The sequence below is a fragment of the Pseudonocardia parietis genome (assembly GCF_017876315.1).
Classification (GTDB): Bacteria; Actinomycetota; Actinomycetes; order Mycobacteriales; family Pseudonocardiaceae; genus Pseudonocardia; species Pseudonocardia parietis.
The window spans coordinates 2,187,837-2,202,071 of the sequence record NZ_JAGINU010000001.1 but is presented as its reverse complement, the minus strand read 5'-3'; the positions used below and the strand labels follow the sequence as shown (position 1 = coordinate 2,202,071).

General features: G+C 74.0%; 11 protein-coding genes. 4 read left to right on the top strand and 7 right to left on the bottom strand.

The features are described from left to right. Positions 1-29 precede the first annotated feature (29 nt). The 5 genes from JOF36_RS10365 to JOF36_RS10345 form a co-directional block, all read right to left on the bottom strand. A complete protein-coding gene (locus tag JOF36_RS10365; protein ID WP_210026440.1) occupies positions 30-1,196 on the bottom strand; it encodes a serine hydrolase domain-containing protein in 1,167 nt (388 codons plus the stop codon). A 75-nt stretch (positions 1,197-1,271) separates the two neighbouring features. Continuing rightward, positions 1,272-2,909, bottom strand: coding sequence for a flavin-containing monooxygenase (locus tag JOF36_RS10360; protein WP_210026439.1), 1,638 nt, complete (start codon positions 2,907-2,909; stop codon positions 1,272-1,274). A gap of 108 nt (positions 2,910-3,017) precedes the next feature. Next, positions 3,018-3,758, bottom strand: a complete 741-nt coding sequence (locus tag JOF36_RS10355; RefSeq protein ID WP_210035352.1) for an HAD-IIA family hydrolase — start codon at positions 3,756-3,758, stop codon at positions 3,018-3,020. A 49-nt stretch (positions 3,759-3,807) separates the two neighbouring features. Then, on the bottom strand, positions 3,808-4,620 hold the full coding sequence (locus tag JOF36_RS10350; RefSeq protein ID WP_210026437.1) for an Fpg/Nei family DNA glycosylase: 813 nt from the start codon (positions 4,618-4,620) through the stop codon (positions 3,808-3,810). A gap of 1 nt (position 4,621) precedes the next feature. Then, a complete protein-coding gene (locus tag JOF36_RS10345) occupies positions 4,622-5,089 on the bottom strand; it encodes a ribose-5-phosphate isomerase (protein ID WP_210026436.1) in 468 nt (155 codons plus the stop codon). 18 nt (positions 5,090-5,107) lie between these two features. Between JOF36_RS10345 and JOF36_RS10340 the strand changes: the two genes are divergently transcribed. The 4 genes from JOF36_RS10340 to JOF36_RS10325 all read left to right on the top strand — a co-directional run bounded on the left by JOF36_RS10340 (position 5,108) and on the right by JOF36_RS10325 (position 9,505). Beyond that, positions 5,108-5,782, top strand: coding sequence for a DUF429 domain-containing protein (locus JOF36_RS10340; protein ID WP_210026435.1), 675 nt, complete (start codon positions 5,108-5,110; stop codon positions 5,780-5,782). Positions 5,783-5,840: 58 nt separating this feature from the next. Further along, positions 5,841-6,560: an MBL fold metallo-hydrolase gene (locus tag JOF36_RS10335; RefSeq protein ID WP_210026434.1), complete on the top strand. Its 720-nt coding sequence runs from the start codon at positions 5,841-5,843 to the stop codon at positions 6,558-6,560. Between the two features lie 135 nt (positions 6,561-6,695). Then, positions 6,696-8,582 carry a S9 family peptidase gene (locus JOF36_RS40830; RefSeq protein ID WP_210026433.1) on the top strand — a complete coding sequence of 629 codons (1,887 nt, stop codon included), beginning with the start codon at positions 6,696-6,698 and terminating at the stop codon, positions 8,580-8,582. A gap of 32 nt (positions 8,583-8,614) precedes the next feature. Beyond that, positions 8,615-9,505, top strand: a complete 891-nt coding sequence (locus tag JOF36_RS10325) for an alpha/beta hydrolase (protein WP_210026432.1) — start codon at positions 8,615-8,617, stop codon at positions 9,503-9,505. On the opposite strand, the gene JOF36_RS10320 is transcribed toward JOF36_RS10325, so the two are convergent. Beyond that, entirely contained in the window at positions 9,492-11,024 is a 1,533-nt protein-coding gene (locus JOF36_RS10320) for a serine/threonine-protein kinase (protein ID WP_210026431.1), read from the bottom strand. The genes JOF36_RS10325 and JOF36_RS10320 overlap by 14 nt on opposite strands. 793 nt (positions 11,025-11,817) lie before the next feature. Continuing rightward, positions 11,818-13,713, bottom strand: coding sequence for a transglycosylase family protein (locus JOF36_RS10315; RefSeq protein ID WP_210026430.1), 1,896 nt, complete (start codon positions 13,711-13,713; stop codon positions 11,818-11,820). Positions 13,714-14,235: the final 522 nt, after the last annotated feature.

The following is a 14,235-nucleotide window of genomic DNA, read 5'->3' as shown; positions in this document are numbered from 1 at the left end:
GCCGATGGCACCGGCCCCGGGTCCGCACCTCAGATCGAGGCGTAGAGAGCCTGCTCGAACTCGCCGTAGACCGCGAAGGTCTCGGGAAGGACGAACGGCAGCGAGTTGGTGTAGACGGACGCGCAGACCCCCGTCGTCCGGTCGATCCAGAAGTGCGAGTTGAACAGGCCCGCCCAGGCACCGCTCCCGGCCCGGCGCCCGCCCGGCACGTCGGCGGTGTTGAGCAGCAGGCCGTAGCCCCACTTCCAGCCCGGCCCGGCGTTGAACTCGGCGGTGATCGGCGGATCCGTGGTCGGGATCTCGGCCGGGAAGTCCAGCGCACCGATCTGGTTGCTGAACGCCTCCTCGACCGTCTCCGGGCGGAGGATCCGCTCGCCGTCGAGCTCCCCGTCGCGCAGCAGCGCCCGCTGGAACCGCAGGTAGTCGCGCGGGGTCGAGTACAGCCCGTGCCCGCCGGCCCACCAGTCGGGCTGCTGCGGCAGGAGCTCGCCGGCCGAGGACCAGCCACCGGTCTCCCCGGGGACGTGGACCGTGACCGCGTTCGCGGTGCGCCGGCCGTCCAGCAGGAACATGGTGTCGTCCATGCCGAGCGGGCCGGTGATGTTCTCCTTGATCACCACGTCCAGGCCGGCCCCGGCGACGGCCTCGACCACCTTGCCGAGCCAGTCCGTGTTGATGCCGTAGGTGAACCGTTCGCCCGGGTCGTGCACCATCGGGGCCGCGAACGCTCCGGCACCACCGAGGACGTTCGGAATGCCGGTGACCTTCTCGTAGCGGGCGATGTCCGCCTCAAAGAACCAGTAGCCCAGGCCCGAGGTGTGCGTGACGAGGTTCCGCACCGTGGCCGGCGTCTTCGGGGCCCGCAACCGCGGGGTGTCGCCGTCGAACCCGTCGAGCACCTGCACGTCGGCGAACTCCGGGAGGATGTCCGCGACCGGGGTGTCGAAGTCGAGCTTGCCCGCCTCACGGAGCTGCAGCGCCGCGGTCGTCGCGACCATCTTCGTCATCGACATGATCCGGAACTGGGTTCCGCCGTCGACCGTGCCGCTCTCGCCGACGGTCCGCGGGCCGGCACCGCCCTCGTAGATGACGCCGTCGCGGTCGGCCGCGACCGCCGCGATGTGCGGTACCGCTCCGCGCTCGACGGCCGCGGTCAGGACCCTGTCGAGGGCACCGGTGTCCATGCTTCTACCCATGTTCGACCTCCGTGTGGGACGGGATGGGGACGCCGGCAGTCTCGACCGTCGGCGTCGGAACGGGAAGGGGGACGATCAGGTCCGGGCGAAGGAGGGGTACCCGTCGGCCGCCTCGTCGGTGCACTTCTGCCGGTACATGCCGACGCCACCGATGTAGGACAGGACCCGGCGCGGTTTGCCCGGCACGTTCGAGCCGAGGTACCAGGACGTCGTGTTGTGGACCAGCGTCGCCGACGCGACCTCCTCGTGGTGATCGACCCAGGCGTCCTCGCCCCGGGCGGTGGGCTCGATCGTCGTCTTGCCCTCGCTGCGCAGGTCCCGGATCGCCGACGTGATCCACTCCGTCTGCTGCTGCAGGCAGGTGGTCATGTTGCACAGGGCCGCCGACGGTGCCAGCGGCACGGCCGTGGTGAGCAGGTTCGGGTAGCCGTGCTTGGCCAGTCCCATCGTCGTGCGGATGTCGCGGCCCCAGTCGTCGGCGAGCGAGCGGCCGTCGCGGCCACGGACGTCGATCCGGGTGAGCGAGCCGGTTCCGGCATCGAACCCGGTGGCCAGGATGATCACGTCCAGTTCGTGGAGGGTGCCGTCGGAGAGTTCGATCCCCTCGGCACGGATCTGGGCGATCGGGTTGTTGCGCACGTTCACCAGATCGACGTTGTCCCGGTGGTAGGTCTCCAGGTACCCGTTCTCCAACGGGACCCGGTGCGTGCCGAACCCGTAGTCGGCCGGCACCAGTGTGTCGATCAGGTGCTGGTCCCCCCGGAGACGCTCGCGCATCTTGTTCCGGACGAACTCCGAGATGGTGTCGTTGACGCCCTGGTCGAAGAACATCTCGCCGAAGGACGCCAGCCACAGCTTCAGCGAGCCGTCCTGATAGGTCTCCTCGAGAATCGTCTCCCGCTGCTGCGGGCTGCAGTCGGCCCAGGCGTGCTCGAAGTCGTACTCGAACCCGGTGAAGGTGTGCGGCAGGGTCGCCCGCAGTTCCCCGAAGCGTTCCTTGTACCGCTGCTGGTCCGCCTCGGTGTACGCCGGGTTCTTCATCGGCAGCACGTACTGCGGGGTCCGGGCGAACACGGTCAGGTGCCCGGCCTCGGCGGCGATCGTCTGGATGACCTGGATGCCCGTCGCCCCGACCCCGACGACACCGACCCGTCTGCCCGCCAGATCGAGCCCGTGCGCCGGGTAGGAGGACGTGAAGACGAGTTCTCCGCGGAACGACTCCGTGCCCTCGATGTTCTTCAGCGGCGCGGAGAGCATTCCCGCACAGGAGACGAAGAACTGGGTGTCCACGACATCGCCCTGATCGGTGTGGACCAGCCAGCGACCGCGGTCCTCGTCGTAGTGGGCGGCGGTGACGCGGGTACCGAACCGGATGTCCTTGCGCAGGTCCAGCCGATCGGTCACGTAGTGCAGCCACTGCTCGATCTCCGGCTGTCCGGGGAACTTCTGGCTCCACGCCCAGTCCTTGTACAGCGACTCGTCGAAGAGGTACTGGTAGATATAGCCTTCCGAGTCGAATCGAGCGCCCGGGTAGCGGTTCCACCACCAGGTGCCACCCACATCACCCGCCGCGTCGAACGAGCGCACTCGCAGGCCCTGTTCGCGCAGTTGATGCAGCTGGTAGAGCCCGGCCACCCCGGCGCCGAGCACTACTGCGTCGACCTCTTCGGTCACGTTGCCGGCCTGGGCTGCCGGACCGGTCGCAGACGCCATCGTCCTCACCGTTCCTCGTTCGGGAATGTGACGGACCCCACGCTCGCAGGGGACCCGGCCGGGCGGCCCCCTCTTCCGGGTGGCGACGTGAACGCGCCCGGGTGGCGCCTACACCTCGTCGATGAGGTCGGCCACCGACGACACCACCCGGGACGGGCGGAACGGGAACCGGTCGATCTCGGACTCGCGGGTGATCCCGGTCAGCACCAGCACGGTGCGCATCCCGGCCTCCAGCCCGGCGAGGATGTCGGTGTCCATCCGGTCCCCGATCATCACGGTGGACTCCGAGTGCGACCCCAGCCGCTTCAGCGCGGCACGCATCATCAGCGGGTTCGGCTTCCCGACGAAGTACGGGTCCACCCCGGTCGCCTTGGAGATCATCGCCGCGACCGATCCGGTGGCCGGCAGGATGCCTTCCGGGGACGGGCCGGTGGTGTCCGGGTTGGTGGCGACGAAGCGCGAGCCGCGCTCGACCAGCCGCATGGCGGTGGCGATCGAGGAGAAGCTGTAGGTGCGGGTCTCGCCGAGCACCACGTAGTCGGGGTTCCGGTCGGTGATCACATAACCGATGTCGTGCAGCGCGGTGGTGAGCCCGGCCTCGCCGATCACGTAGGCGCTGCCCTGCGGGCGCTGTTCGTCGAGGAACGCCGCGGTCGCCAGCGCGGAGGTCCAGATCGACTCCTCGGGAACGTCGAGGCCACTGGCCTGCAACCGGTACCGCAGGTCGCGCGGGGTGTGGATGCTGTTGTTGGTCAGGACGAGGAACGGCACGTTCTTCTCGCGCAGCCGCGACAGCAGCGTGTCCGCCCCCGGGATGACGCTGCCCTCGCGGACGAGGACACCGTCCATGTCGGTCATCCAGCACTCGATCGGCTTGTGTTCCACCACGCCACGGACCCTAACGGTCGGGCTGGCAGGTCGGGCACCAGAACAGGTTCCGCGCGGCGTGCGCGGCGGTGCGGACCTCGCTGCCGCAGACCAGGCACGGCAGGCCCGCGCGGCGGTAGACGTACACCTCGCCGCCGTGCCGGTCCTTGCGGCCCGGTTCGCCCCGCCGCCGAGGGTCGTGCTCGGGTGCGACGGTGTCGATCCGGCCCACCCGCACGCCGTCGCGCATGAGGGCGACCAGATCGGGCCACATCTCGTCCCACGTCGCCCGGTCGAGCGCGCGGCCCGGCAGCTGCGGATCGAGCCCGTGCCGGAACAGCAGCTCGGCCCGGTAGACGTTCCCGACACCGGAGACGACGGTCTGGTCCATCAGCAGCGTCGCGAGCGGGCTGCGTGATCGGGAGATCCGCTCCCAGACCCGGTCCGGGTCGGCGTCGCGGCGCAGCGGATCGGGGCCGAGGCGTGCCCGCAGCGCCCGTGCCTCGGCCGAGGTGATCAGTTCGCAGGCCGTCGGGCCGCGCAGGTCGGCGAAGTGGGTCTCCCCGACCAGCCGCATACGCAGCTGGCCGACCGGCTCGGGCGCGGGGAGCGCGTTATCGGCGAACGTGCCGTACAGACCGAGGTGCACGTGCACCACGCGGTCGCGGCCGTAGCGGTGGAACAGGTGCTTGCCGTGCGCCTCGGCGCCGGTCAGCACCTGGCCGTCGAGCAGCGCCGCGGACCCGGCGAACCGGCCCTGCGGGCTGGACACCGACACCGGCCGGCGGGCGAACAACCTGCGGTGCAACCGCGCCAGCCGGTGCAGCGTGTGACCCTCGGGCACGCTACTTCGGCAGCTCGATCTCGCCGGTCCGCTCGTAGTCGAGCATCTGGTCGATCCGGCGCTGGTGGCGCTCGTCGCCGGAGAACGGGGTCGCGAGGAACGCGTCGACGATCGCCGTGACCTCGTCGAACGGGTGCTGACGGGCACCGACGCCGATCACCTGGGCGTCGTTGTGCTCGCGGGCCAGCTTCGCGGTGGCCTCGTTCCACGCCAGCGCGGCGCGGATGCCCGCCACCTTGTTCGCGGCGATCTGCTCGCCGTTGCCGGAGCCGCCGAGCACGATGCCGAGGCTGCCCGGGTCACCGACGACCCGCCGGGCCGTCTCGATGCACCAGGCGGGGTAGTCGTCGAGGGCGTCGAAGGTCGGAGCCCCGACGTCGACCGCTTCGACACCCTTCCCGGTCAGGTACTCGACGAGCTTGTTCTTGACCTCGAAACCGGCGTGGTCACTGCCCAGGTAGACGCGCACGGGGCACGATCCTCCCCCATGCGGATCAGCGGGGTGGACGGGGTCCCGACGGGGTGGGTGGTGTGCGTGCTCTCCGGGACCGGACGGGCACGTGACGTGAGGTGGTCGGTGGTGCCGTCGGCGTCCGACGTACTGGAGGTGACGGCGGGGTGCGACGCCGTCGGGATCGACATCCCGCTCGCGCTGCCGTCCGGCGCGACCCGGCGGGACGCCGAGGTCCTGGCCGCCGCCCGGCTGGGGAAGGCGCGGTCGTCGCTGTTCCCGACGCCTCCGGCGCCCGTGCTCGACGCGACGTCCTACGTGGAGGCGTGCGCGGTCGCGCAGCAGCTGACCGGCCGGAAGATCAGCCTGCAGGCGTGGAACATCGTGCCGAAGATCCGCGAGTTCCAGCAGGTCACGCTGCCCTGTACAGCGGTGGAGGCCCATCCGGAGCTCTCGTTCCGGACGCTCGCCCCCGGCGTGGACCTCGCGTCGAAGAAGACGGCACGCGGGGCGGGGCAGCGGATCGCGGCGCTCTCGGGGTGGGTCGACCCCGCGCAGCTGTTCGGCGACCTCCCGGCCGCGGCGCGGCTCGACGACGCCCTCGACGCGCTGGCGGCGGCCTGGACCGCGGAGCGCGTCGCCCGGGGCACCGCGGAGTTCCTCGGCCCGGGGACCGACGACCGCGGACGGTCCGTCGCGATCGCCGTCTGAGCGTTCGAACCTCCACTCGCCCACCCGGTGCGCGAGTCCGGCGGGCAGGATCACCGGCATGGACGGACGCTGGGTCGAGCTCGCGGACGGGGTGCTGGCGCGGCGGCACACCGAGCTGGACCTCACCACCGGGCTCGTCCTCGGGCGGGACCGGGCGCTGGTGATCGACACCCGCGGCGACGACGCCCAGGGCGCCGAGCTCGCCGCGGCGGTCCGGTCGGTGACGGCGCTGCCGGTCGTCGTCGTGATCACGCATGCGCACTTCGACCACTGCTTCGGGACGTCGGCGTTCCCCGGCTCACCGGTGTACGCCCAGGCCGGGTGCGCGGCTGCGATCGACGTCACCGCGCCGGCCCAGCGGGCACAGTGGAGCCGGCACTACCGCGACCACGACGACGCGGCCACCGCCGACGCGCTCGCCGCCACCGTGCCGGTGCTCCCCGGGATGCCGGTCTGCCCGCACCCCGGCTCGTCGTACCCGCTGGACCTGGGCGGGCGGACGGTCCGGTTCCTGCATCCCGGGCCGGCGCACACCGGGCACGACCTGGCCGTGCACGTCCCGGACGCGGGCGTGTCGTTCGCCGGGGACCTGCTGGAGAACGGGGCGCCGCCGTCGTTCGGGCCGGACGCCCACCCCCGGCACTGGGCGGACGCCGTCGCTCGGCTGCTCGCCTGCGATGCGGCGATCTATGTTCCCGGGCACGGGGACCCGATGACGCCGGATGAGGCCACCGCCCAGCAGGCGGACCTGGCAGAGGTCGCCCGCGCGGCCCGGTGAGAGCCGATGTCATCGCCCGGTCGCCGGTCCCGGACACCGTGATCGACCGCCACAGGGGGTACTTTCCGGTTCCGGCGATCCGGCACCTGTCCGGCCGATACCGGAGATGTGGCTGCAGGAACGGGGGTGTGATCGGTGGAGACCGTGCGCGCAGATGCGGCGACGCACCCGTCGCCCGGCACCGACGGCCCCGGACGCCCGGGAGCCGCCGTCGGTCACCACTCCCCCGTGGTCTCGCCGGACGGCACCCGGCTGGCCTGGATCTCCGACCTCACCGGACGGCCGCGGGTGCACGTCGCGCCGATGCCCGCCGACGGCCCGGTGGACCTCGACGCGGCCACGGTGCTGGGCGCGGGTGACACGGCAGGCCCGCAGCCGGACGTCACGGCGCTCTCCTGGTCACCGGACGGCAGCCGGATCGCCGTCCAGATCGCGCCGAGCGGCGGTGACCGCACCCGGGTCGCGCTACTCGACCCGGACGGCGGGCCGGCGAAGGAGATCGCCCCGACCGCCACCGCGGTGGCCTTGGGCGCATGGGCACCCACCGGCGCCCGCCTCGGCGTCACGATCTTCACCGACGCCGGCGACCCCGGTTCCGACGCCTACGGAGCCGGCACCGCCTGCCTGGTCGACGTCCGGGAGGGCTCGTCGGTGGTGCTCGGGACCGGGCAGGCCCCCGTCGTCCAGGCGATCTCCGGGGACGGCCACCGGGTCGTGCTGCGCACCGGGCGGCGCGGCGAGCGAGCGCTGGAGCTGCTGGACCTCCGCACCGGCGACCGGGACCGGCTCATCGGCGGCCCGGGTGGCGCGCTGACCGCCGCGGCCCGGTTCGGCACCACCCCCGGCACGCTGTGGGTGCACACCGACGCCGACCGGGAGCATCCGGCGCTGCTCGCCGTCACGCTCGGCCCGGTCGCCGACCACCGGATCACGCCGGCCCGGCCGGTCGCCGTCCGACCCGGTGCCGACCTGGACGTCGTGGCCCTCGACCCGGCCGGGCCGCGGGCCGCGCTGGTGTGGAACGCCGGCGGGCGCAGCGAGCTGGAGGTCGCCGACCTGCGCGGCGGCCGCCCGCAGCGGCTGCCCGTCCCGTGCGACGTCATCCGGGACGTGTCGTTCGCCCGCGACGGCGAGACGCTGCTGGTGGCGGGGCACGCGCCGGACACCCCGCCGCACGTCGTCCGGGTCCCGCTCGGTGGGGGTCCCGCCATGGAGCTGCTCGGCGGGACACCGGTGCAGCCGGTGCCGCCGCGGCCGGAACGGGTCACCTTCCCGGCCGAGGACGGGTTGCGCATCGGCGGCTGGCTGCACCGGCCGCGGTCGCCGAACGGGACCGGGTTCCTCTGGCTGCACGGCGGCCCGGAGGCCGAGGAACGCCCCGGCTGGGCGCCGCTGCTGCACGAGCTCGTCGCGGCGGGCGTCACCGTCCTGACCCCGAACGTCCGTGGCTCGTCCGGCCGGGGGCAGGCGTTCGCCCGGCTCGACGACGTCGACCGGCGCCCGTCCTCGATCACCGACGTGCGGGCGGCGACACGGCTGCTCGCCGGTGTTCCGGACGTCGACCGGCGCCGGATCGTCGTCGGCGGGCGGTCCTACGGCGGGTTCCTGACCCTCGCCGCGCTCACCCGCTTCCCCGAGCTGTACGCCGGTGGCGTGGACGTGTGCGGGATGGCGGACCTGGCGACGTTCTACGCCGACACCGAACCGTGGATCGCCGGCGCGGCGCTGACCGAGTACGGCGACCCCCGCACCGACGCCGCGCTGCTCGAGGAGCTGTCCCCGCTGCACGCGGCCGAGCGGATCAGCGCACCGCTGCTCGTGGTGCACGGCGAGCGCGACACCAACGTCCCGCTCTCCCAGGCGCTCGCGATCCACTCCGCGCTCACCGGCCGGGGAGCGCCCGTGGAGCTGCTGCGCCTGCCCGAGGAGGGCCACGAGGTGCACGACCGGCACACCCGCGCCCGCGCGAACGGCCGGATCGTCGAGTGGGTGGCCGAGGTGACCGCCCCGGACCGGCGATGAGGGGCCGGACCGCGACCGTAGCGCGAGCGGCGGTGGGGGCGGCCGCGGTCCTCGCCGCGGCGGCGGTCGCACTCACCGCCGGGTCGGTGCTGGTGGCCGGGCACCCCGCCTACCCGGTGCTGCTGCTGGTGACCGCGCTGTGCGGGGCCGCGTTGCTGTGGCGGTGCGGCCGGACGCCGCGACCCGGACGGCTGCGGGCAGCGGGCCGGATCGGCGGGGCCGTCCTGCTCGCACTGCTGGTCCCGGTCGTGCTGTGGCTGCGGCCGTACGGAGCCGATGACGCGGCGGTCGCCGCGGCGCGCCCGTCGGCCACCGTGGACGTGGTGCACACCCCGACGACCTGGGAGCTGCGGCCACGCGACCCGACGGCACCGGCCGACCGGACCGGCCTGGTCTTCCAGCCCGGTGCGCGGGTCGACCCGCGTGCCTACCTGCCGTTGCTGCGCCCGCTGGCCGAGCGGGGCGTGCCCGTCGTGGTGGTGGCCCCGGCGTTCGGCCTCGCCCTCGCCGACCCGGGCAGCACCGCCCGGGTGATCGACGACCGGCCCGGGATCACGACCTGGGTGGTCGGCGGGCACTCGATGGGCGGGGTGGCCGCCGCACTCGCCCTCGACACACCGGACGTGCGGGGTCTGGTTCTGTGGGCGTCCTACCCGGCCGGGGACGTCTCGGATGCACCCGTCGCGGCGCTGTCCGTGTCCGGCTCGCACGACGCGCTCGTCTCCCCTGCCGACATCACGGCGTCCCGGCCGCTGCTGCCGCCCGGGACCCGCTTCGTCGAGATCCCCGGCGGCGTGCACGCGTTCTTCGGGGACTACGGCGAGCAGACCGGCGACGGGGTGCCCGGCATCGACCGGGACACCGCGCAGCAGCAGATCGTGAACTCGACGAGCGCGTTCGTGCGAGCGGTCAGGCCTGGCTGAACGACTGCAGGATCTCCTGCCCCGCCTCGTTCGTGCCGACGACGAACCGGTAGTTCTCCCGGGACTCGTTGCCGTCGTTGCCCACGAACACCACGGTCGCGGTGACCGTGTTCGGTCCGGCGTTGCGCAGGTTCTCGGCGTAGACGGTGCGCATCCCGCTGTAGAACTGCCGGAAGCTGTCGATCCCCTGCGAGGCGGCCTGCGCCTGCGGGCTGAGCTTCGCGAACGCGCCGTCGATGTCGCCGGGCAACATCCGGTAGTAGTTCTGCACGAACGACACCGGGTCCTGCACCTCGCCGGTGCCGGGGGGCGGCGTCGGGGGCTGCGTCGTCGGGGGCGGTGTCGTGGTCGGCGGAGCAGTCGTCGCCGGGGCCTGGGTGGTCGGCGGGGCGGCGACGGGCGGCGCCTCCTGGTTGCTGAGCAGCCCGTAGGCGACCCCGCCGCCGGCGACGAGCAGTGCGGCCATCACGGCCAGGACGACCGGCAGGCGCTTGCGCACGCCGGTCTCACCGCCGGCCGCGGCAGCACGCTTGCGCCCGCCGTCCCCGCCGCCCGGGATGACCTGCGGGGCCGGGACGGCCGGCGCGTCGACGACCGTGCCGCCGCTCTGCGCCTCGGCCGGCCCGCTGCTGTCGGAGGTGTCCATCACCGCGGTCGCCGACGACGGCGTCGCCAGACCGGCGACCGACTGACCGGCCGCGATCCGGGCCAGCGCGTCCCGGGCCTGCGCGGCGCTGGGGCGGTCCTCCGGCAGGTTGGAGAGCAGCCGCATCAGCAGCGCGGTCAGCGGACCGGCCTGCCCCGGCGGGGTGATCGCGCCGGTCGCGACCTTGTGCAGGAGCGCGTAGGCGTTGTCGTCCAGACCGAACGGCGGCTCGCCCTCGACCGAGGCGTACATCGTGGCGCCGAGCGCGAAGACGTCCGACGCGGCGGTCGGCTCCTGACCCCGGGCGACCTCGGGCGCCAGAAAGGCAGGTGTCCCCGCGATGACGCCCGTGCGGGTGAGCTGGACGTCGTCCACGGCCCGGGACACGCCGAAGTCGGTGATCTTGGAGCGGCCGTCCTCGGCGAGCAGCACGTTGCCCGGCTTGATGTCACGGTGCACGACACCGGCGGTGTGCGCGGCGGCCAGCCCGTCGGCGATCTGGCGGCCGATCGCCGCGGCCTCGCGCGGGCTCATCGCCCCCTTCTCGGCCAGCACCGCGGCCAGCGACCGGGACGGCAGATACTCCATGACCAGCCACGGACGCTCGTCGTGCACGACGACGTCGAACATGCTGATCACGTGCGCGTGCTGCAGCCGGGCACCGATCCGGCCCTCGCGCAGGATCCGCTGACGCGACTCCTCGAGCTGGTCGGCCGACGGCAGTGCCGCCGCGAGCAGCTCCTTCACCGCCACCGTGCGGTTGAGCAGCTCGTCCGTACCACGCCAGACGGCACCCATCGCACCGGCACCGATTCGCTCGTCGAGTCGGTAACGGTTCCCGATCCGGTGGGTCTCGGGGGTGGGCGAGCTCATGAGGTCCAAGGGTAGGGAATCGGGCCCGGTCGGCTGTCGGCAGGGCACCGGCCTCGGGGCGGCCGGGGGGGTGTGCCGACCTTACGCGTCACCCGGACGGGCTTCCACCGTCCGGGGGGTTCGCGCGGCCGGGGACCCGGCTCGTCACCGGGGGCGAGGGTGCCGGGTGCGCGGGGGCGGGGTGCCGGGTGCCCGGGGCTGGGGTGCCCGGGCCGGGGTGCCCGGGGCTGAGCGGCCGGGAGCTGCGTGGCCGGGTGCCCGGGGTGGCCCGGGGCTGGGCGGTCGAGGGCTGCGTGGCCGGGTGCCCGGGGCCCTGGGTGGCCGGGGGCCAGGGGCTCGGTGGCCAGGGGCTCGGTGGCCGGGTGCCCGGGGCCCTGGGTGGCCCAAGACTGGGCGGCCGAGGACTGCGTGGCCGGCTGCCCGGGGCCGGGTGCCCGGGACCCTGGGGGCCGGGGGCCAGGGGCTCGGCGGCCAGGAGGCACGGTGGCCGAGGCACGGTGGCCGGGGCACGGTGGCCGAGGCACGGCGGCCGGGCACGGCGGCCGGGCACGGTGGCCGAGGCACGGTGGCCGAGGCACGGCGGCCGGGCACGGTGGCCGGGGCGGGGGCCCGGCTGGGTGTCCGGCTGGGTGTCCGGGGGCCGGGGGTCGCGATAGCCGAGAGGTCGGAGAGTGAATGCACTCATGATCGCCGGTTATGGAGTGCTGCGACCGCCACGCGTACGCCGCACTCCTCAACCGGTGATCTTCCTACGGCGCGGCATCAGGCGGCCGGGGAACCTCGCGGTGCGACGTCACCGTGGGAGCCCGAGCTTGCGTGCACACGCCGGCCACGAGCCGTATCCACCGCGGGAGTCCCGGACCGTCGTCGCGATCTCGATCTGCTGCTCCCGGCTCGCACCGTCAGCGGTCGGGGCGTACCGGGTGCCACCGAACTCGCGCCACGTGGGCTCGTCGAACTGCAGGCCGCCGTAGTAGCCGTTGCCGGTCGAGATCGCCCAGTCCCCCGTGGACTCGCACTGCGCGAGCCGGTCCCACGCCGGGTCGGCGGCCGGCTGCGCGTTCTCCGCCGGTTCACCGGGCGCCGGGCCGGTCGCGGGCTGTGCCGTGTCGCCCTTGTCGTCCGTCGCCGGTCCCGACGCCGGGGAAGCCGTGTCGCGCTCGTCGCCCTTCGCCGGTTCCGACGCCGGGGCGGAGCGTTCCGTGTCCTTCTTCGCCGGGTCCGACGCCGGAGCGGAGCGTTCCACGTCCTCCTTCGCCGAATCCGCCGACGGAGCGGAGCGTTCCGTGTCGTCCTTCGCCGCGCCCGCCGCCGGAGCGGGCCGGTCGTCCTCGTCGCCCGACGTCTCGGCCGGGAGCGACGCGCCGGATTCGCCGGGTGTCCGTGCATCATCCGCCGGGCTGCCGGGGAACTCTCGATGCTCCGGGTCGGCGCCCGAGGCCGGGGCATCGCCCGCGGATGCGTCCCCGTCATTCCGGCCGGGAGCGTCATCGCGGGCGGAGGCGGCGCCGGAGCTGCCGTCATCGCGATCGTGGTCGGCGCCGGGCGAGCCACTGCCACCGTCACCACCGTCGCTGTCACCGCCGTCGTCGTCGCGGTCCGTGTCGGAGCCGCTGTCCCGGTCGCTGCGGCCCGCGTCGGAGGCGCCGTCGGGGCCTGCATCGGAGCCGCCGGAGTCCGGGGCCCCGTGCCCGCCAGGGCTACCGGAGCCGCCGGTGTCCCGGGTCTCGTCCTCGCCGCGCCGCTCGCCGGAGGCGCCGGGCCGGTCCTTCGCATCGGGATCGGTTTTCCCGTCGCGGCCGGAAGTCCCGTCCGCACGGGCCGGGCCGGGACCGCTGCCCGGACCGGGCTCGGATTCCTTCCCCGACCCAGCGTCCGAGCCGGAACCGCCTTCGTGCTCGGGTTCGGAGGTGGTAGCGGGGAGGTTCTCCGAATCCGATCCGCTGCCCGGCTCGGGTCCGGAGCCCGTCACCGACCTGTCGCCCGGACCAGGATCACCGCCCGGGTCGGACCCGGGGCCCGTCGCCGACCCGTCGCCCGAGTTGGAACCGCTGCCCGGAGCAGGTCCGGAGTCCGAGGCAAGCAACTCATCCGAACCGGAGTCGTCCCCCGAGCCGGACCCCGGCCCCGCGCCCGTCCGACCGTCCGCGCCGGATGCGGCATCCGAGCGACCCTGCTCGCCCCCGTCGCCGGAGCCGCCGACTGCCGAGCCCACCGCATCGGCGATCGCTCCGGCGTCGGGCGCGCCGTACCCGGCGGCGACGTCGTCGAGGACCAGCACCCACACCGACCCGTCGCCGTCGGGCACGGGGAACCGGGCGACGCCCTCGCTGACCAGGTCCTCGAGCTGCAGCGTCCGCCCGCTCGCCGGCTCCACCCACCACGGCCGCGCGGTGTCGCCGGCCAGCAGACCGAGGTCCAGGACGACATCGCCGCCGGCCGGAGTGTGCCCGAGCACGTGCGACCCGTCCTCGGCGCTCGCGATGTCGACCCGCGCGTCGACGGCCGCGGCCCGCACGGTGAACGCCCCGTCCCGGTACGGACTCAGCGCGGTCCGGGACGGCGCGCCACCGGAAGAGGTGCCGAGCGCCGCACCGACGGCCAGCTGCACGCCCGCGACCGCGCCGACGACGAGCAGCGCGGCTCCGACCATCGACGCCCACCGGCGTCGTTCCCACCAGGTGTCCACGGCCGGGCACTGTGGCGGGCGGCGGATCCCGCCACGGCCCGAACGCCCGGATGGTTCGCGATCGCGAGCGTCCTCTTGCCTACCGGACGAGCGAGACGTCCCACCCCGCACCCGAGGTCGCACCGTCCGCCCGAGATGTCGCGCCCGGCGCCCGTGGCTTCGCACTGTCCGCCCGAGGTCGCACCCTGGGCCTAATGCCTCGTACCCCGCCGGGGCCGCACACTGGGTGCAGCCGCTACGGGGTCGTCCGACGGGGTGCGAGGCGCCGGGGATACAGCAGCAGGGAGCCGCGGGGGCAACCGCCACGGGTGATCGCACCCGTCCCGCGGCCGACGTCGAGGGTCCGCCGGTCAGAGGTACCCCGCCCGCCCGGAGCGACCGGCTTACCTCGAGTGATCAACGGATCAGTGCCGATCGGTGCCACCGATGGCACCAATCGGCACTGACACGATGATCACCGCTCGGGCCGAGGCACCGACCGAAGCACCGGGCGGGGCGGGGCGGGGCGGGGCGCCGAGACCA

Coding starts and splice junctions, on each gene's coding strand:
- JOF36_RS10365 (WP_210026440.1), bottom strand. CDS start 1,196: ATGGGTAGAAGCATGGACACCGGTGCCCTCGACAGGGTCCTGACCGCG.
- JOF36_RS10360 (WP_210026439.1), bottom strand. CDS start 2,909: ATGGCGTCTGCGACCGGTCCGGCAGCCCAGGCCGGCAACGTGACCGAA.
- JOF36_RS10355 (WP_210035352.1), bottom strand. CDS start 3,758: ATGGACGGTGTCCTCGTCCGCGAGGGCAGCGTCATCCCGGGGGCGGAC.
- JOF36_RS10340 (WP_210026435.1), top strand. CDS start 5,108: ATGCGGATCAGCGGGGTGGACGGGGTCCCGACGGGGTGGGTGGTGTGC.
- JOF36_RS10335 (WP_210026434.1), top strand. CDS start 5,841: ATGGACGGACGCTGGGTCGAGCTCGCGGACGGGGTGCTGGCGCGGCGG.
- JOF36_RS10320 (WP_210026431.1), bottom strand. CDS start 11,024: ATGAGCTCGCCCACCCCCGAGACCCACCGGATCGGGAACCGTTACCGA.